The following is a 19,027-nucleotide window of genomic DNA, read 5'->3' as shown; positions in this document are numbered from 1 at the left end:
GGCTCTGTAAATTTGTGGCTTTTATACCATTGAGTTATTAGGTCTTCTAGAATTGTGGTTGTGTAGTAAGGAAACCTCAAACTAATCACCATCCTTACAAGCATTATACGAACATGTGTTCTATTAATCAATATTTAATTACATTAATTGGATATAAATGCAGACTTACTGTAAAGGACATTTGGAATTCTTTTTCTGTAAAAGTCTAAAGTATAGTAATTCATCTTCAGAACCATAATGAAATTAAGATTCATAGTTTTGGAGAGTGATAGAAGATGTTCTTATCAGAAGCTTGGGAAAAGTATTATGTCGATAAAAAGATTGAAGGTTATTCGTTGCTAACTTTAAAAACCTATTGCTTACAGTTCAATATGTTGGTGAAATACTTTGGAGACGTTAATACAGAAGAGGTAGTTATTGATCATTTAAAGAGCTACCTGGTTGAGGTGGGTGGACATTTGAAGCCTTCCAGTCTTAAAAACAAGGTTCGGTTCCTTCGATCCTTTTTCAAGTGGCTACATGAAGAGGGTGTTATCAACGAAAATCCAGCTAAAAAATTAAAAGAACCTAAAGTTGGCAAGAGAATCCCAAAATTTCTAACGGAGATGGAAATAGAACAACTTAGAGACTCATGCTTAACTTCCATGGAAAAGGCACTTTTCGAATTCTTTTATTCAACTGGGTGTCGTATCGGAGAGGTAGTGAATCTGAATAGAGAGGATGTCAATTTCTCTGCAAGATCGGTTATTGTAAAAGGAAAAGGAGATAAAGAAAGAGAAGTCTACTTTAGTATTCGTTGTTCTCTATGGCTACAAAGATATATAGAGGAGCGCAAGGATCATGATGAATGTTTATTTATTACCGAGAGAAGACCTAAAAAGAGAATGAGCATTGAAATTATCCGATATATTATTAAACGGATCTCCATTCGCGCTGCTATTAATAAAGAAATACATCCTCATCAATTAAGACACAGTTATGCTACCCACATGCTTAATAATGGAGCGCCAATTGAAGTAATCCAAAGCTTGTTAGGGCATGAGAAAAGTGAAACAACTAAAATATATGCACATTTAAGTGGTAAGTTAAGACAGGATTTCTACAGTAAATATTTCTAGAAGGCGTGCCTATTCCAAATGGTGCGCCTTCTGTTTGTTGTAAGAGAGGCTTGTAGATAAGAGAAGGATTTGAAATAATTGGTATTAAGTAACATTCTGAATATCTTGAAACTGAGTCTTCCAGAAACGGGCAGGTTAGTTGAAGACTCAGTTTCAAGATATTGATCTGAAAACAACTAATACAAAAAAGGGTTACAAGTACACTTTGTCGAATTATGGAAAAGTATGGTTAATATAATTTTATTTATGAGAAGATGGATTTTTTTCCTTTATAAAGGAGGTTAGGTATGGCGAGGGATGCTATAAGTAGAAAGAAGAGAAGAAGGTTGAGGAGAGAAGTTGGTTTTGGCTGCCCGGTGGAAGGCTGTAGAGTCCCTTTTCTCGAATATCATCATTTTGATCCACCTTTTAAAGAAGGGAAAATGCATAACGAAGATGGCATGATCGCTCTTTGTCCAATACACCATAGACAAGCTGACCAAAGAGCTTGGTCAATTGAAGATTTACATGAAATGAAAAGAGCTAATAATAGAGAAAAACCTAAAGGTAAGTTAGGTTGGAGTATTGATAAAGGGATTGTAATATCAGGAGGTAATTACTTTTTTTCAAGTTCGTTAACTATGAGGATTAAAGGGAAGGAATTATTTAAATTAGAGCAAGATCATAAAGGGAAAATTTCTGTAAATGCCTTGCTTTGGGATAATAAAAAAGAAATCATAGCTGAAGTTAAAAATAATGATATGTTAATAAATCATATGAAAGTAGAGGATATTGACTGTATGGCTTCAGGTAAGGAAATTCTTTTTAAAGCACCTGATGAGTCTAATTATGTAAGAATTAGATTCGAAAGACAACCCATTGAGGAATGCTTATCTCAAGCCAAAAACACTTTGGATGAGAGTGTTGCTGCACAGGTTTTATCTGATATAAAAGAACTTGAGGCTAATGGAATGATAAATGTTATAGAGTTTAGCACTGCTATAAAAGAAGATGATTTCATTTTCCGTGCAGGAGACTCTAAAATCATTTTTGATTTTAGAAAAGCCGGGTTAGATAAGGCAGAATATTACGGCAGAGCACATGGGGTCAATGGGGCTCTCAATATTACTCAGAAAGATGGGAAGGAATTAATATATTTAGGTAAATAAGAGACTAGTAGGAATTGAAGGAGGCAAATGAATGGGTAATCAAAAAGATCTAAAGGAACATATGTATTCTTTAGAAACAACTCTGCTTAAGAGTGACGTTCGTAAAACCGCGAATATATTAGATGATTTATTAGCTGATGATTTTGTAGAGTATTCAAGTACAGGGGAGATTTATGATAAAGAGAACATTTTGAATCGTTTACCAAGTGAAGACGATCCTGGGATAACAATGCGTGATTTCGATATTAAGTATTTATCACCAACCTCTGTACTAACTACGTTTAAGGTGTTTATAGAAAGTAAACAGAAACACTCTTTAAGAAGCTCTGTGTGGAAGTTTTATGAAAAAAGGTGGCAAATGACATTTCACCAGGGGACTGTCACTGACTTAAATTGAGCAACCAATTATAAAGGAGCAATATATTGAAGAAATTTTATGTCGCCTCAAGCTTTAAGAATATTGATGATGTTAGATATGTTAGTGATTACCTGGAAAAACATGGATTTATCCATACTTATGATTGGACTAGAAATGAGAGAGCAAGTTCATTTGAAGACTTAAAGCAAATAGGAACACTTGAAAAAGAAGCAGTCCAAGAAGCAGATTTTCTCATTGTAATATTACCGGCTGGAAAAGGAAGTCATATAGAATTTGGGATTGCACTTGCAGAAGGAAAACGAATATTTTTACATTCACCAAACGATGAAGTAAGCCAATTTGAAACAACCAGTACCTTCTATCATCTTACAGAAGTAATTAAATCAGTGGGAGACCTTAGTGATTTATTAAAGTTGGTTAATTGTTACGGGAAGCGTGATAGTATTTATTGAACAATGTAGTCATGAAGGAGTTATTTTAATGACCAGATCATTTTCACGTGTGTTGATCAAGGATAATAGCAGGAATATCTTAGTAGTACAGGACAGGCATAACTCATGGAACTTTCCTGGAGGAAAAAAAGAAGCCGGCGAAACACCATTACAATGTGGAAGACGAGAAGTTAAAGAAGAGATTGGTGTAGAAGTAAACAAACTACATGAAATACACCAAGGAACATATGAGTTTTCTGGGATTAAATGGACTGGCCATTTTTTTGTTGCTACTTCAGTGAATGGGGTACCTTCCATGAATGAGATGGATAAAGTTAAGGGGATTCGATTCGTGAAGGACTATGCTGAAGTCGAATTCCCTGAAGTGCTGGTGGAAAGTATAAAATACTTGTTTGAAGAACCAAATATTAAGCTTGAATCAACATTTTGGAACCAGAGAAATATTTAATCGGTACATAAGCTCAAATTCGAGTCTTAGAGACAGGGATAATTGATTAAAAAGGTTGTATTTTATTTTTAATCATGTAATTACTACGGAAAGAGGGTTTTCATGAAGGTTACGGATTACTCAACAGTAGTTAAGGTTTATGATAGCAACCAATATAGATTTGAAGAGGTAAAAGGAGATACTGACCTAGAAGCTTACATACAAAATAACCCTAAGTCATTGTATAATTTTTTAGATCTAGCTTGTGGAACAGGCATTTACCTCAATCACCAATACCAATATCTCAAGGAATTAAACATTAACTGGCATGGGCTGGATGCCTCACAAGCCATGCTGGATAAAGCGAAAGAAAAAGTCGAACATGTGGCATTTGAGAAAGGGTTTGCGGAGAGAATGCCTTATGAAGATGAGTACTTTGATGTCATAACGAATAACTATGCTTTTCATCACTTTGTCGGGAAAGAGAAAGGGCTGGATGAAATCCATCGAGTCTTAAAAAGAGGTGGTGTTTATAAATTACATAATATCGATATATACTGGATGAAAAATTGGTGGGTCTATCATTACTTTCCATCTGCGCTATTAGAGGATTATAAGAGGTTTTGGAGTAAAGAAGTTATATTTAGAGAGCTATCTCAAAGGGGTTTTAACGTTAGAATTGATTGTAATTATCAAATGGAAAACATCAGAGTAGCCGACTATTTAGGGCTCGTGGAAAACAGGGATATATCTGTGTTGACCTTAATTGATGACGAAGAATATAACCAGGGGCTCAATAGAATGAAGCAAGACTTAGAAGAATCTCCTGACAAAGTGGTTACTAACGATTTCTCAGAAATGATTTGTTTAGCTCATAAAAATTAAACTTTTCAAGAGAATGGGTATTTTCTAGAAGGATATTATCTTGAAACTGAGTCTTCCTGTAACGGGGGCGTTTTCGTAATATCATCTTCAATTTTTTCTAATAGAGAGGACTGGGGCTTCAATGCAAAAATTAAACGTAGGTGATAAGGTGGGTATTTTCACTCCATCATCACCAGCAACGGTTACAGCAAGAAAACGATATGAACGGGCAAAATCATTCCTGGAAAGCAAAGGTTTAATTATAGTCGAAGGAAATTTGACAGGAAAGGCTGAAGTTTATCGCTCGGGTTCACCAAAAGCGCGTGCAAATGAATTAAATGAGTTATTGCGAGATCCAGAAATAAAAATGGTGATGTCCACGATTGGCGGAACCAATTCTAACAGCCTTTTACCATATATAGATTACAAAGCTTTAATAAGGAATCCGAAGATCGTGGTAGGTTATTCAGATGCAACGGCTATCATTCTTGCTCTTTATCATAAAACAAATATAACTACATATTATGGTCCCGCCCTCATTCCTTCATTTGGTGAATTTGAACCATTAGTTAATGATACTTATCAATACTTTGTAAACTACTTTATGGCTGAAAGTAGTCTTCCTTATGAAGTTCCAATGCCTAGATATTGGTCGGGTGAACCTGTTAATTGGTTAGACAAAACAAAAGAAAAAACTCTATATCGAAATGAGTGGATAACAAGAAACACCGGTGTTGCTGAAGGCAGATTAGTAGGTGGGAATGTAAATGCAATGTATGGTTTTATTGGTACAGAGTATTTCCCTCCTATAAAAGATGAAGATGTCTTACTGGTAGAGGATTGTGGGAAGAACGCGGCGATAGTGGAAAAGAATTTTGCTATGTTAAAAATGCACGGAATCTTTGAAAAAGTGTCAGGGATAATTTTAGGAAAACACGAAGGATATGATGATCTAGGAACTGGTAAGAAACCTATAGATATTCTTATGGAACAATTAGACGATAATGAAATTCCTATTTTAGGTGAATTTGATACATGCCATACTCATCCCATGCATCCTTTAGCTATAGGAAAGAAAGTGAGATTTGATACAAAGACAAAATCCGTCCATTGTATTGAGGAGTGGATCTAGATTATCTCGATATCGAGTCTTCAACTAACGGGGGCTATACTTCAATAAGAATTTCTTATGTTTTATGGAAAAAACTTATCTTTGTGGAACATGGGGGGATGACTTTGGAAAGGTACTTTATCAATGACGGAGAAATTAATATCCATGTAACAGAGTGGGGCATAAAAAGTGGTCCTGTCATTTTTTGCTTACATGGCTTGGGTAGTACCAGTCTAAGTTTTATTGAAATCGCTGAAGAGTTAAAGAGAGAATTTAGAATAATAAGCATAGATGCACCTGGTCATGGGAAGACAGATCCATTTAGCAATAGTGAAAAGTACGATACGCCAGTTTTGGCAAATTGGCTGGACCAAGTGATTGAAATATTGAAAATTAGAAAGTTTTACTTTCTCTCACATTCATGGGGGAGTTTTGTTGCCTTATATTACTTGTTGAATCATTCAGAAAAAGTGATAGATACAATAATTATTGATGGTGGGTATCAAACGAAGAGAAGAAAAGCTAGCACAATGGAAGAAGAAGTAATGTATTATGAGAAAGATTTTGAAGAACATGTAGAAACCTGGGAAGAATTCTTGGAAGTTGCTGTTTATGGAGATTCCAGAAGAACATCCTTATTAGATCTTGCTGCACAAGATTTAGCACTCGAAAAGAACAATAGATACTATTGGCATGCAAGAGGTGAAACGGCCGGCAATATTATCAAAGGCATGCACAAACATGAAACCGAAGATATCTATGAAAAACTTCCACATAACCTTCCGATTTTATTACTTAGAGCTACTCTTCCGAAATCAGAAGATGATTATAGGGATTTAACTATGAGCATATTTCAGCAAAAAACTGGTGGAGATATAAAGAAAATCCCTAACACTTCCCACATGTTACATTGGGACAATCCAGATGTTGTAGTAAAGGAAATAAAGAGAAGGTGGCAGTAGGTTCACATGGATAATACTTACTAAACTAAAAATACCTTGGAACTGAGTGTTCAACTAAAGGGGGCTTTAATGGATCAGAATGATCTGAGTCAGCATGTAATGCTGACTTTTTTATGTAAATAAAGTGTTTTTTTGTATTATTGTTAAGATAATAAAAACATAGCACATCATTTTAATTCACCATTTTTTTAATTAACCTGTAAGATTTCCATACATAAAACGTCTAATTAGAAAAGAGTTGTAAGGAGGAGGGAGTATGGACAATCAAAACCTTGAATCATGGTATGAAGAATACAGTCAGGATATCTTTAACTTTTTAGTGTATTACAATCAAACAGATGATGTTGACGATTTATTGCAGGAGGTATTTTTCAAAGCTTGGAAAAAAAGGTTTACATTTAAAGGAGATTCATCACCAAAAACTTGGCTGTTTTCTATAGCGAGGAGAGTTTCTATTGATAGTTTTAGAAAACAAAAGCTAAAGCATCTGTTTCGCTTACAAGAAAACCCTAAAGATACGGATACCCCGGAGAAGAGGCTGATGGATAAAGAAGAAGTTATTGAACTTTATACTGCAATTAGGAATTTAAAACGCTCATATCGTGAAGTAGTTATTTGTAGAGGGATTTTAGAATTAAGCACTAATGAGACTGCGGAAGTATTGCAGTGGTCCAATGAGAAAGTAGACACTACCTATCATAGAGCAAAAACAAAGCTGGGTGAAACACTCAATTTTCGAAGGAGGGTGAGTGATGAAGCAACAAGATAAAGTAGAGAAAAAGTTAAAAGCTCTTCCTAAACACAAAATGGATAACGCGAGAAAGCAAAGGAACTATTATGCACTACAACGACCAAGAAAAGAAAGTAAAAGTAAATATTTCGCATATCCGTTAACCATATTTACTTTTCTAGTCATGATTTTTGTAGGGTACACCATAATTCATGAGAATAAAGATAGAACTACAACCACTAATGAAGCGTACACAAATATGCAAATGTATTTTGAGGGTATAAAACCGATCTATTCAAATTCACACATTCCTGACACTGTGGGGGTACCTGAAGAATATCATAAAGGCGTAGCTCTTGGTTATTTATATAACGCTTCCATTTTCTATACGCCAGAAGGAGAAAAGGTGAACCCTTTAGAAATTAACAATAATATTAATGCCTATTTTGATTATAAAGAAGAGCGACTTGATAACTTTTCAGAACAACCTAAGTTAATAGCAGATACAAAACCTACATGGTTATATTTGAATTCCGCGGCTGAGCTTATTGACGATAAGTCAATATCTGAATCCTTAATTGGATTAAGTGAAAAAATAAGCGAAATAACTGCAAATAATTCATCTCAACACAATTACTCTGTTTATAAAGAAGTTAGCCAAAATATTTCAGAAATAGTTATGGAAATAAACCAGGTCACTGGAGGTTCAGTAGTTGTTTACGAAGGTGAGAGTAAGAACTGGTTTGTACGTTTACAACCGCTAGACGACGATGATTACCTTCTTCACTTAAACTCGAAAGGTTTGGAAGAAAATAATGTGTCAAATATCTCAATAAGTGGTCTGAATTCTAAGTTTTCAGTAGAATCCAATTTCAGTGGGAAAAGTAAGTATATTTTTGGGGACAGTCTTCCTGAGAATGTTATAGAATTGGAAGAGATAAATATAGTTATTAGGGCTAATGGAATGGAAGATACACTTTCATTAAACAGATCAACGGAGGTAAGGATTACTCCTTAAGTTCATATACGCATGCGATTTCTTATGTAGTGTGCGCCTGTGATCTTGCGTCATTAAGGTTAATAAATTTGGTCTTGAACAATTACAAAGATATGGAGTGTAGAGAAGGTATAAACAAATATATCTCGGTATTTAGCCATCAAAATAATTATGGGGCGAATATGCAATAAGTATATTCGCCCTTTCCTTGTTTAGGAATTTGAATTTAATTTTGGAAGGCTTCGAGACATGTAGCAGCAATGGAACCAAATCAGTACTTATTCGTAAATGAAGTACTAATAACATAGGGGATTGGTAACTTGTACTCTGAAGAATAGATTGATTTGAAGAGCAGTGGGATGGTATGTGGATTCAAAAAATTTAATTAGGGTGATTGTGATATTGGAAGAGAATAGAAGAAAAGATTTAAAAAAGGCAGGTAAAGGATTTACAATTGATTCTATATTAAGTGCGGGAAGTAGTGCAGGTGGAAATGTAGCTAAAGAATCTATCACGAGTATGGTAGGAGATATTCTTGTTGATTCGGCAAGTTCACTTGTTCCTGTGGTTTCAGGGGCTGTTCAAGGATATAAACGTGCTCGGTTTGAAAGAAATATTGTTGTTTTTACTGAAGAGTTGTACGCAAAGATCAACGAAGTCAATATGAATATGGAAGAGAAGACGGATAAACAAAAAGAAAAGATAGATCAACTATTTGCCTATATTATGGATTATGTCATAGATGAACAACAAGAAGAAAAGATAGCGTATATGGTTAATGGCTTTGTGAACGTTACACACCATGAACAAATATCAGACGATTTTATACTTACTTATTATGATGTTTTGAAAGAATTAAGGATGGTGGATATAGGAGTACTAAAACTAATGTACTCTTCCCGTTATGTTCTTGACCACGAAAATAGAGAGTCATACCAAGATGTAATGGAAAGACATGGACTAAATTACGAGCAATATGAAGCAGTGCGTCGTAACCTTCATAGAATTGGTGTATTAACAACCCGAACAGACTTAAATATATATTCTGATCTAGAAGAGATTTCAAAAAAATTCAAAGAACTATATTCTTACTTAGAAAAGCTAACAAATCCAAAGCATAAGCGTTCTCTCCCAAAACTAAAGGAACCTAAACTTAAATCTAAGGATAACTTTGAAGTGTCCAAATTCGGAAGAGATTTTGTTACTTTCTTCTTGGACTTAGATTAAAAAATGAAAATCTAAGAGAACGCAATTTTACTTATTCAAAGACTCAAAAAATAGGGTTAAATAACTTAAAGTAACCGTTCCTGCCAGATATCTCAGTTTAAAGTCTTCCTGAAAAGGGGGGCATTTCTTGAATAAGCATATACAAGAGCATCACAGAGGTGATATTAAATGATTAAAGGAATATATGAATTTATAAGTGAAGAACAGTTAAAAAAGTATGCAGAGCTTGCTGTACGAGCTGGTGTGAATTTGCAAAAAAATCAATTGTTGATTATTCATAGTGATATACAAAATGCCACCTTTGCTCGTCTAATCCAAACGGTAGCCTACGAGGCTGGAGTTTCAAATGTAATTATAGATTGGACAGATGAACAGTCTACAAAAGAATTTTACTTAAATGCAGCAGATAGTGTTATCGATCACTTTCCTGATTGGCAGGCTGCCCGTTTTAAGGAGTGGGATGAGGCAGGTGCTGCTTACATCCATATTATTTCTGAAAACTTAGATGTCTTTAAGGAAGTTTCCCCAGAACGGATTAGTCGCTTTCAAAAGGCCTCCCGGACCAAGTTGGAAAGTTATTATGCAAAGATTATGTCCCACGAGATACGCTGGTGTCTTCTAGCTGTTCCGTCCTTCGCATGGGCCACGAAAGTATTTCCGCACGTAAGTGAAGAAGAAGCCGTGCAATCGTTATGGCAAGCTATTTTACGTGGAGCGCGAGCAGATGGTACAAATACTATCAAAAACTGGGAAAATCATGACCGCGCCTTCGAGTCACGGAAAACGTTTTTAAACGATTTCCAGTTTGACACCCTGCACTTTACCAATAGTCGAGGAACGGATTTAGTCACAGGTATGCCTAACAATCACATCTTTATTGGTGGGGGTGTCAGAGATAAAAAAGGAATACCTTTCTTTCCGAACATTCCTACGGAAGAAATATTTACTGCTCCCCATAAACATAAGGTGAATGGAAAATTGGTAGGTACTAAACCTCTTATCTATGGGGGAAGTGTCGTCGAAGAGTTTTATCTGATTTTTAAAGATGGACGGATTACCGACTATTATGCCGCAAAGGGACAGGGAGTGTTACAAAATCTCATCGAAACAGATGAAGGTTCACATTATCTAGGTGAAATTGCCTTGGTATCTAATAAATCTCCTCTCGCCCAGGAAGATATTCTTTTTTACAATACATTGTTTGATGAAAATACGTCCTGTCATATTGGAATCGGAAATGCATCTCCTTCCAATATTAAAAATGGCATTGACCAATCTGAGGAAAAGTTGAAAGCAATGGGGCTGAATACTTCCCTTTTGTCAGTCAATATGACCTTTGGTACCGAAGATATGAAAGTAGTGGGTATTAAAGAAGGTGGAACTGAAGTCCTGTTAATGAAGGATGGGGATTTCCAATTCTAAATTGTCTGCAACTTAAAAACAGATACAAGTTATCTAGTGGAATATACTTAGGGTTAGTTTCAGTGAAAACAACCTGTAGTTATATATATCTTGAATTAGAGCCTTTCGTAAACAGGGTTTTAGTTAAATAAGTGAGATACAACAAAGCCAGCCTTTATTGCTGGCTTTTATATCTTAGAGGAAACGTGCATTCTTAGGGGGGGATAAGTTGTTTGATCTTTTCGAGGGAATGAAAAGGGGTAATAAGAGGCAAAGAGATGCTTATACAACTATTAAAGAACTCTGTATATTTGATGAATTGAGTATTTATAATCCTATGCTTTGTGGAACTATCCCTATTGGCATTGACTTGGATAATTCAGAATAGTTATGGATGTAAAGGATTTAAGACTCTTTGAAAAAAAGCTAGACGCTCTCTATGGTGATAAGCCAGGCTTTACCATGAAAAGAACAATTATAAGAGGTCGTGAGGTTGTTAAGGCAAATTTTTTGTCTAACAACTTTGATTTAGAGTTATTTGGGCAGGACCAGTCCACTTATTCTCAAAACGCGTATTTGCATATGATTATTGAACATGAACTTTTAAAAGATAATCCAACGCTTAAAGGTAAAGTGATTGACTTAAAAAAACAGGGATATAAGACTGAACCAGCTTTCTGTAAGCTATTAGGTATTGCTGGGGATCCTTATGAAGGTTTAGTGCAATATGGGATTAAAAAAAGAATTATAAAGTCGGAATTCTGAAATTTTCATAGGATAGATAACTACTAGAAGTGAAATTTATCTCGAAATCGAGTCTTCATGTAACGGGGGCAAACCTTCAATATTAGTTTTAGAAAAGAGGATATGGGATGGGGATATTTTTCAAAAAGATGTCTGAAAAGGAAACAGATCATTGGGGAAAGGGATGTGTTTTAGGCTTTTATGCCTTCTTAATAACTTTGTTTTTGAACCAAACATACTTTTATATTTTCAATAGTTACTTGTTTTCAAATTTCGTTGTTTTTTGGATTGGGTTGATATCTGCATTTGCTTGGTCTTCAATTTTGAATATGAAATTTGTTAAAGGAAGGAACACTAGAATGTAAAACATCCTTATGGTTCTAGCGATTGGGTTTAGTTACATATTCTCTTCAATACCTATAAATCAAGTCTTCCGTAAAAGGGGGCGTTTGTTCAATATGAGCAATCTCGAAATTCGGGTTTTCACGAAACGAGGGCGCTGCTCAAGAGATCATCCGCTAACGAATTTGCTTGCAGTCAGGTAAATATAAGGAAAATGAATTCTTGAAAGGAGGTAGATTGAAATGGAAACAAAAAAGTCACCGTATGTAATGTATTGGATTATACTTGGCGTTGGAATTTTGTCTTTCGCTATGCCTTTTTTTCAGGAGTATGGAATTATTACGACCCTAATACTGACATTTTTATGTAGTGTGTTTAGTTGGGCGATAGCGATTGGGCTTGAAAAACGCAACTATATGTATCTAAGCGTTCTACTCTTAGTGAGTCCTTGGCTATTCTTATTATCTAGACATTTCATAAACTAGACTTTTTCTTTGAGTTAATAAAAAGAACGAAACAATACTAACGATTTAAGCAAATATCTCGAATTCAAGTATTCCACAAATGGGGGCAATTCTATAACAGAAGAATTGCCCTTTTCTTTATGTTTTCAGCAGGTTAGTTGAAGATTCAGTTTTGAGATAATAGAAAGTGTTGAAACAAAATAGGATTGGTATCGTATGTGTAATAAGAAATGAGTTATGGGGCGATTAGGTAAGAATGAAAAAGAAACTTCTAGAAATAAGAGAAAGAGAAGGTGGTGTAAATAAAAATGGACGATATTGTAAGATGCCCTGAATGTGGTAACGATTTGAAGAAAGGATATATTTTCTCTCCTAGAAGAATTTGCTGGTCAGACTCGCCTGATTCCATCTTTGCGGATTTTGGAAGTGAAACATTAATAGGTGATGCATGGTTAAAAGTCAAAAAAGTTCCAGCGCTAAGGTGTGAAGAGTGTAGTGTAGTTATATTCAAACATAAGGAAAACAAAGATTTAAAATAGCAAACTTTGAACTTAACTTATTAAATAAACGGGGGTGTTACTCTAATAAGTGGCCGTTTTATTCCAATGTTTGAATATGAAATATGGGGGGGGGGTAATTATGCTTTTAATGGCAACAATCGGCGGTTTAATTGTTGGTGATGTAATTGTTCAACTGGTTTTCTTTCTCATTTTGGTTGCTGTAATCGTAGGGGTATTTACACTTGTTGTGAATGCTAGAAATAGAAATATACAATTAAGTCGAATGGAAGAAAAAATAGACAAGCTTTCCCAAGGAGATAAAAAGTGATCTGAACTACATAAGGTATTAGGATTTATTTTTATCGTTTTATCTCAATATCGAGTCTTCAACTAACGGGGGCTTTTCTATAAAAACATCTTATTTCCAAAATGAAGCGCAACTTCCAAATTAGAAGTTGCGCTGTTTTTTGAATGGAAGATAAATTATCAAGAAGAAATATCAACTTTAGTAGGATCTAATTCTATTGGAGCGTTGGAACTGAAAATTCCAAAGGGAACCATAAGCGAATATTCCTTAAGATTGAAATCTGATTTTAGTTCAAATGTTGACTGTAAATGCAATTCACCTTGATTAATAATTTTTCCATTATTACCGTAGATAAGAGAGTCTTCTTTTAAAGCTTCATACTGAGCTTGACCATCTGCCTCTGCAATTACGTCTTCAGACCGGATAAGCTTAATTTGATTGGCGAAATTAAGGAAGTTATCTTTCTTTAATTTTTCTTGATCTACATTCTTAAGATAATAATCAATCGTTAGCTGTCGATGGTTAATTTGAACATTTTCTACAACCATTGTGTATCCAAATCGCTTGCTCTCAATTTCAAAGGGAGTCTTCTGGAAAGCTTGTATTGTATCAAATTCATCTCTGCTTACTTTAGGATGAATAACAATATAGTCATCCTTCTCGTTGAGTTTACTTGTGAAAAGAGACTGCTCCTTCACTTTTATAAATTCATTGGTTTCATCTACACTTAATGTTTTACCGATGTTCCTTTTCGACAATTGGTTTCCTTGTGCATCCACCACGTCAATACTAAAGTGGTCATCTTCTCCATTTGGAGGCCGGGTGGTAGTGTAATTAAGAATAGTCGTAGCTTCTCCTTTGGTTATAGAATTAATATTAATGGAAAAGTTCCCTTTGGTTGTTGTAGCATGGTCGTCTATTTTTATTTTTTCTGAAGTTCTTTGTTTAATGGGAATGTCGAATTTCCATGTCCCTTTCTTACCTAGGATGGAAGTAAAGGTGATCGGAAGAGTAAAGTCCTTACCTATGGATTGGTCGCGTTGTTGAAACTCCATGGCTCCGACAAACCCTTCCTCTGTTTCTTTTAATTGACTCATGGAACCTCCCCATTGATTTTGTTCATCCCCATCAAATAAATAATAACTATAACCAGCTTGTGGACTGTTTTTTCTGTCCATAGCCTCTATCGAAAGCTGGTCGGATGTTACTTTAAACGTAATACCAAGGAGAGTGTTGTCATAATAGGCACTGGTTATGGTTACGTCTACACCGTTACTTGTGGCTGTTTCATTAAGTTCTGTGACTAACTGTTTATTAAATAACTCACTCCCGACAGGAAAGGAAATTTCATCATAAACAAAATTTAGTAAAGGGACTTTCGCAAGGACTTCGGTTATGGGTGAAAAAACTAATCCAGAGACCAGGATCAGCGAAGCAGCTGCCGATGAGACCATGGCAGGTAACTTCCAGTGCTTTTTATTGGAAGTTTCTTTTTTACCTGCTTGAATGCCGTTTGTAATAGCCTTGTCTAACTCTTCTTCAGGGACTTCGATTGAATTCCAACGTTCCTCAAACCAGTCTTTTTTCATCGATATTCACTCCCCCTAACACCTTTTTTAGTTCACCCTTGGCACGACGAAGGTACGTTTTAATGGTTCCTTCTGGCTTATCCATGATTTCAGAAATGGTGTGAATGGACTGGTCATGAAAATAAAAAAGGATAATAGCCGTTCTGTAATGGTAATCCAGGTTAGTTATCGCTGAGATTAAGTCGATTTTTTCTTCTACCTCTATGGATTCTTTCCTTTGGAAGTTAGAGAAGTCATCCGTAAGAACAACCTTCTTCTTCTTTTGAAGGACATCATAAGCCGTATGTATTAAAATCTTCATCAGCCAGGCGTTAAACAACTCAGGCTTTTTTAGCTGAGCTAAAGACACAAAGGCTTTGGTAACAGCTTCCTGTACAATATCGAGGGCGTCCTCTTTATTTCTGACATAAAGCCAAGCCGTTTTATAAAGTTTTTCTCTTTGTTCGTTAATTAATAATTCAAAGGCCTCTGCATTTCCTTTGATCGCTTTTTTGACCGTCTTTTTGTGTGCCAATGTGTCACCTCCTTACTTATATGAGGGAGCAGCCCTTCGAAAAGTTTCAATATTTTTTTTTTTGAACTATGATAGACCTTAACATATAAAACTTGGATATAATCTATAAAAGTTCCAGATATATTTGACTGTAGGAGGAATTATACGTATTGGAATTGAAGAAGAAAATAGAGGTATCTCACTATTTCGATGTAGGTAGAAATCCAATCATATTTGAATTTATCTCGAAATCGAGTCTTCCAGATAAGGGGGCAATTCTATAATAATGGAATTGCCCCCTTTTAATGTTTAGTCAGGGGTGTTGAAGACTAAGCTTCGATATAACAGCCAATTTTGAAACTAAAATCGTTTTATCTCGTACATAAGTTACAGCGGATTTATAAATACATTTGAAAGGGGCTTTTATGTTGAGTGAGGTAATGGATTATAGAAAAAAAGACGAAGTATTTCATTATTTAATTGCGTCTATATCATTAATTTCTTGGCTAGTATATTTTTTATTTTATTCTCACCTATATACTATTGAAGAAATAAAATCTGGATTAACCTTTATTTGTTTGGCTGCCCCTTTCTATGCACTTTGTGCGTTCTTTTATTATAGAATTTCCTAGAGATAATTAGCGAACGAGGGGTTTAGTGAAGTTATCTTGAAACTGAGTCTTCAAGAAACGGGGGCTATTGTGAAAAAGTTACAAAGAAGATACTGAGACTAATATGATTGTTATTAAATCTTAGGTTTTATTAAGTCTCAAGACGTGACGTTAAATACGGTTAGGAGGAGCAAAGTATGCCTTACATAATTTCAGGAATTATTTTTGTTGTTGGATTACTGTCTTATTATTGGTTTTTCTTTGTGGATTACGGAGCATTAGTCACTTTGATTATTACTTTTCTTTGTGGTTTGTTTGGAGGAGCGATTGCATTTGGTACTAATAATCGAAAACTAATTACCATGCATGTACTACTAATTCTTAGCCCATATCTCCTGTTGCTAGCTATCAATATATTTTAAAAGTTACTTGTCAAAACTGCTACAATTTTATTTATCTCAGTACTGAGTCTTCCACTAGCGGGGGCGATTGTGCAATAAGTATAATCGTTTTTTAATATAATAGCTGTGGACTTGAATAGTATTAGTACGGAGGCATCAACACCTTCCCTCTACCAATGTAAGAGATCAAGGTTCAGGCACAGTTTTTATAGAAAGGGAGATATAATGATTAAATTAAGTAATATGGATGAAATAGAATTTATAAGGTATAAAGAGTTTTTGATTTCTGACAATGCTAATGAAATTACTCAAAATTTCAACTTAACAGCTGAGCAAGCGCTAGAGGAATCTAAGATGATGATAGATGATATGTTTAAGGATGGATTGGCTACTGAGGGGCAATGTGTACACACAATAATACACGCTGACTCAAATGAACATGTAGGACTCCTGTGGTATAGCGTAATTCCAGAGATTAATGGAGCATACTTATACCATATCTTAATAGATGAAAATCATAGAGGGAAAGGTTTTGGGACAAATACGATTGAAAAGCTTCAAGATACGCTCAAAGAACAGGGAATAAAATCAATTGGATTAAGTGTTTTTGGAAAAAATGAGGGGGCTTACCGATTATACAAGAAGCTAGGGTATTATAATACGAGAATATCGATGGAGAAAACCTTATAAGTGGATGGTTAAATCCGAGGTACGTATTATTAGAGTTTTAGATATCTCGATTCCGAGTCTTTCGCAAACGGGGGGGCTTATCCTTAAGATGGATAAGCTTCTTTTTTGTGGAAAAAGGATTGAGTTCATGGAGATATTTTGAAATAATTGTTATTTGTAACTAACGTAACAGTTTGGATTAAGACAGATAATAGATAAAAAAGGATCAAGAAGGTGAGAGAGTTATGTTACTGAAAAAAGGAATGAATTTTTTTTCGTTCGGTTTAGTTTTAGCTATTTTTTTGCTTTCAGGTTGTGATAGTAACGAAAAAGCAATAAATTATAATTATTACTTATCATTATCAGGAGAAAGTGAGAGTTGGGAAGTGGATTCCTATGAAATTGAAATCAAACCCGATATATTCAAAGCAGGAAACGGAAGCCTAACTATGAAGAATAAAACGGAGAATAGCACTGATTTCTTTCATCTTGAAGTCTATGCTGTTATAGATAATGAAGATAGGCTTGTTCAGGCAAAGTCAGTAAAGGGAAGTGAATCAGACATAACCCAAATGACTACAGGAGCTACTGTAGGTGGAGCTTTTTTAGGTGATAATGGAGTACCTATATCACTTAAAAATGTTAGCGATATTTATATGAGTATTGAGTGGCAAGATAAAAATAAGACAATGGAAGAGAAAATAGATTTTATAATTAAAAAGGGATCTTTAACTGACGGGTGCGTTAGTTAAAGATCTGCTTTAATATATCTCAAAATCAAGTCTTCAAGGAAACGGGGGCAATTGTTCAATATAGATAATCGCTTTTCAACTAATGAAGCAGTTTAGTTGAACAAACCACTGTACATTTAATGAATTACAACAGAGAGGAATAAGCCAGTTTGCAATCAAATAAGTTCAAAAAGCGCTTTTTATTAACATTTAGCGTATTGTTATTGCTATCAATCAGCGTGTATTTTGGTCCTTCAGTTTTAGGAGGATACGCTATAACCGAACATTCTGCAATTAGATATACGTTTCCCAATCAAGATGGCGAAATCGTGTTTGAAAAAGAATTAGAAGATGAAAAAATCGTTATTTGGCATACAGGTAGAGTCAATTTTATAAAAGTAATTGAAAAACCATTAGGGATATTGAAAAGGGTTACCAATATCATTTCAATTAGCGGACAAACTGATGATGAAAAAATGAACATCACTTGGTCTGGTTCTAAAATAAACGATAAAGGGATTTATGATGTAGTAGTCGCAGCAGAAGTGTTGGATAAGGAAATTGAAAAGGTGATCGTTAGTAATGAACAGAATGATAAAAAAAGCACACCATTAAGTGTAGTTAAAGAACAATCATCAGTGTTTATTGAAATGGATGTAAGCGAAGGATTTGCAGTTCATAAAAGTAGGTTACCTAATGCCGATGTAGGAAGTTTCAGTTTCCGAGGATTGAATAGTGAGGGGGAAATTGTTTCTTTTGATATTTTATAGGTTGTTAAATCCTACACTTAAGCTAACGGGTGCCTTAGTTGAGGATCTGCTTCAATATCTCGAAATCAAGTCTTCGTGAAACGGGGGCGATTGTTCAATAAGAGCATTCGCTTTTTTTGATAACGGGCAGGTTAGGAAGACTTGAATTCAGATAGATTTGTTATTTAAACAATTTGCATTTTACTTTTAGTGAAATTTTCCTAGAAGTTTAGTAGATCATCTAATTACAAAATATGGATAATGTGGTACGGTTGATCTACACAAAATAGCTGAAAATTATACCAATTAAAAAAGGGGGAGTAATATGAAAAACACAGTAATGTATTTCATATTATTTGCTGTATTAATTCACGGTGTACTAGATATATTTGATGGAGTTGCTTTGATTTACCGCTTAATAAATTTAAGCTTCTTACTGCTTATTGCTGTTGGAGTCCATATGTTATCAACAAAGAGAAAGAATAGGTCAACAACTCAGCATTGAAAAGCATATCCTTAAAATTGCTATATCTTTTCGGATAATAACCATGAAGTGAATAGAGTAATCATTTAAAGAACTGAAAGTATTCTTTTTGGAAAATCACTAGTCA

Annotated in this window: 22 protein-coding genes; 20 read left to right on the top strand and 2 right to left on the bottom strand. The window is 34.8% G+C overall.

Annotated features, from left to right (window positions below):
• The first annotated feature begins 275 nt into the window (after positions 1-275).
• The 15 genes from xerA to K2225_RS17810 all read left to right on the top strand — a co-directional run bounded on the left by xerA (position 276) and on the right by K2225_RS17810 (position 13,194).
• Positions 276-1,118, top strand: a complete 843-nt coding sequence (xerA, locus tag K2225_RS17880) for a site-specific tyrosine recombinase/integron integrase (protein ID WP_220585986.1) — start codon at positions 276-278, stop codon at positions 1,116-1,118.
• Positions 1,119-1,405: 287 nt separating this feature from the next.
• Positions 1,406-2,266 (top strand): hypothetical protein, encoded by an 861-nt coding sequence (locus K2225_RS17875; RefSeq protein WP_220585985.1) that lies wholly within the window; start codon positions 1,406-1,408, stop codon positions 2,264-2,266.
• 31 nt (positions 2,267-2,297) lie between these two features.
• Positions 2,298-2,663: a nuclear transport factor 2 family protein gene (locus K2225_RS17870; RefSeq protein WP_220585984.1), complete on the top strand. Its 366-nt coding sequence runs from the start codon at positions 2,298-2,300 to the stop codon at positions 2,661-2,663.
• Positions 2,664-2,689: 26 nt separating this feature from the next.
• Positions 2,690-3,097, top strand: coding sequence for a group-specific protein (locus tag K2225_RS17865; protein ID WP_220585983.1), 408 nt, complete (start codon positions 2,690-2,692; stop codon positions 3,095-3,097).
• A gap of 28 nt (positions 3,098-3,125) precedes the next feature.
• Positions 3,126-3,545 carry an NUDIX hydrolase gene (locus tag K2225_RS17860; protein WP_220585982.1) on the top strand — a complete coding sequence of 140 codons (420 nt, stop codon included), beginning with the start codon at positions 3,126-3,128 and terminating at the stop codon, positions 3,543-3,545.
• 102 nt (positions 3,546-3,647) lie between these two features.
• A complete protein-coding gene (locus tag K2225_RS17855; protein ID WP_220585981.1) occupies positions 3,648-4,409 on the top strand; it encodes a class I SAM-dependent methyltransferase in 762 nt (253 codons plus the stop codon).
• Between the two features lie 121 nt (positions 4,410-4,530).
• Positions 4,531-5,520 (top strand): S66 family peptidase, encoded by a 990-nt coding sequence (locus K2225_RS17850; protein WP_220585980.1) that lies wholly within the window; start codon positions 4,531-4,533, stop codon positions 5,518-5,520.
• 104 nt (positions 5,521-5,624) lie between these two features.
• Entirely contained in the window at positions 5,625-6,461 is an 837-nt protein-coding gene (locus tag K2225_RS17845; protein ID WP_220586025.1) for an alpha/beta fold hydrolase, read from the top strand.
• A 256-nt stretch (positions 6,462-6,717) separates the two neighbouring features.
• Positions 6,718-7,230, top strand: a complete 513-nt coding sequence (locus tag K2225_RS17840; protein ID WP_220585979.1) for an RNA polymerase sigma factor — start codon at positions 6,718-6,720, stop codon at positions 7,228-7,230.
• Positions 7,214-8,209, top strand: a complete 996-nt coding sequence (locus K2225_RS17835; RefSeq protein ID WP_220585978.1) for a hypothetical protein — start codon at positions 7,214-7,216, stop codon at positions 8,207-8,209. The genes K2225_RS17840 and K2225_RS17835 overlap by 17 nt, the downstream gene beginning before the upstream one ends.
• Before the next feature lie 381 nt (positions 8,210-8,590).
• Positions 8,591-9,415 (top strand): hypothetical protein, encoded by an 825-nt coding sequence (locus K2225_RS17830; protein ID WP_220585977.1) that lies wholly within the window; start codon positions 8,591-8,593, stop codon positions 9,413-9,415.
• 168 nt (positions 9,416-9,583) lie between these two features.
• Entirely contained in the window at positions 9,584-10,837 is a 1,254-nt protein-coding gene (locus tag K2225_RS17825; protein WP_220585976.1) for an aminopeptidase, read from the top strand.
• Positions 10,838-11,206: 369 nt separating this feature from the next.
• The gene (locus K2225_RS17820) at positions 11,207-11,581 is read left to right on the top strand and encodes a DUF4269 domain-containing protein (protein WP_255574665.1); all 375 of its coding nucleotides are present in this window, start codon (positions 11,207-11,209) and stop codon (positions 11,579-11,581) included.
• 1,093 nt (positions 11,582-12,674) lie between these two features.
• Entirely contained in the window at positions 12,675-12,905 is a 231-nt protein-coding gene (locus K2225_RS17815) for a PF20097 family protein (RefSeq protein WP_220585975.1), read from the top strand.
• A gap of 100 nt (positions 12,906-13,005) precedes the next feature.
• Entirely contained in the window at positions 13,006-13,194 is a 189-nt protein-coding gene (locus tag K2225_RS17810) for a hypothetical protein (RefSeq protein WP_220585974.1), read from the top strand.
• Between the two features lie 158 nt (positions 13,195-13,352).
• Here the strand turns inward: K2225_RS17810 and K2225_RS17805 are convergent, their stop codons facing one another.
• Together K2225_RS17805 and K2225_RS17800 are read right to left on the bottom strand one after the other, a co-directional pair.
• Positions 13,353-14,762 carry a DUF4179 domain-containing protein gene (locus tag K2225_RS17805; protein WP_220585973.1) on the bottom strand — a complete coding sequence of 470 codons (1,410 nt, stop codon included), beginning with the start codon at positions 14,760-14,762 and terminating at the stop codon, positions 13,353-13,355.
• Entirely contained in the window at positions 14,743-15,276 is a 534-nt protein-coding gene (locus K2225_RS17800) for a sigma-70 family RNA polymerase sigma factor (protein WP_008637533.1), read from the bottom strand. The genes K2225_RS17805 and K2225_RS17800 overlap by 20 nt, the downstream gene beginning before the upstream one ends.
• 787 nt (positions 15,277-16,063) lie before the next feature.
• Between K2225_RS17800 and K2225_RS17795 the strand changes: the two genes are divergently transcribed.
• From K2225_RS17795 to K2225_RS17775, 5 genes are all read left to right on the top strand, one after another.
• On the top strand, positions 16,064-16,288 hold the full coding sequence (locus K2225_RS17795) for a hypothetical protein (protein WP_220585972.1): 225 nt from the start codon (positions 16,064-16,066) through the stop codon (positions 16,286-16,288).
• Positions 16,289-16,492: 204 nt separating this feature from the next.
• Complete coding sequence (locus K2225_RS17790; RefSeq protein WP_220585971.1) at positions 16,493-16,957, top strand: GNAT family N-acetyltransferase; 465 nt, start codon at positions 16,493-16,495, stop codon at positions 16,955-16,957.
• 224 nt (positions 16,958-17,181) lie between these two features.
• Positions 17,182-17,688, top strand: a complete 507-nt coding sequence (locus K2225_RS17785; RefSeq protein ID WP_220585970.1) for a hypothetical protein — start codon at positions 17,182-17,184, stop codon at positions 17,686-17,688.
• 149 nt (positions 17,689-17,837) lie between these two features.
• Positions 17,838-18,437, top strand: coding sequence for a hypothetical protein (locus K2225_RS17780; protein WP_220585969.1), 600 nt, complete (start codon positions 17,838-17,840; stop codon positions 18,435-18,437).
• A 304-nt stretch (positions 18,438-18,741) separates the two neighbouring features.
• Positions 18,742-18,921 carry a hypothetical protein gene (locus K2225_RS17775; protein ID WP_220585968.1) on the top strand — a complete coding sequence of 60 codons (180 nt, stop codon included), beginning with the start codon at positions 18,742-18,744 and terminating at the stop codon, positions 18,919-18,921.
• The last annotated feature ends 106 nt before the right edge of the window (positions 18,922-19,027 follow it).

It is taken from the genome of Halobacillus sp. Nhm2S1 (assembly GCF_019599545.1).
GTDB lineage: Bacteria > Bacillota > Bacilli > Bacillales > Halobacillaceae > Halobacillus.
This window is presented reverse-complemented; position numbering and strand designations above follow the sequence as displayed.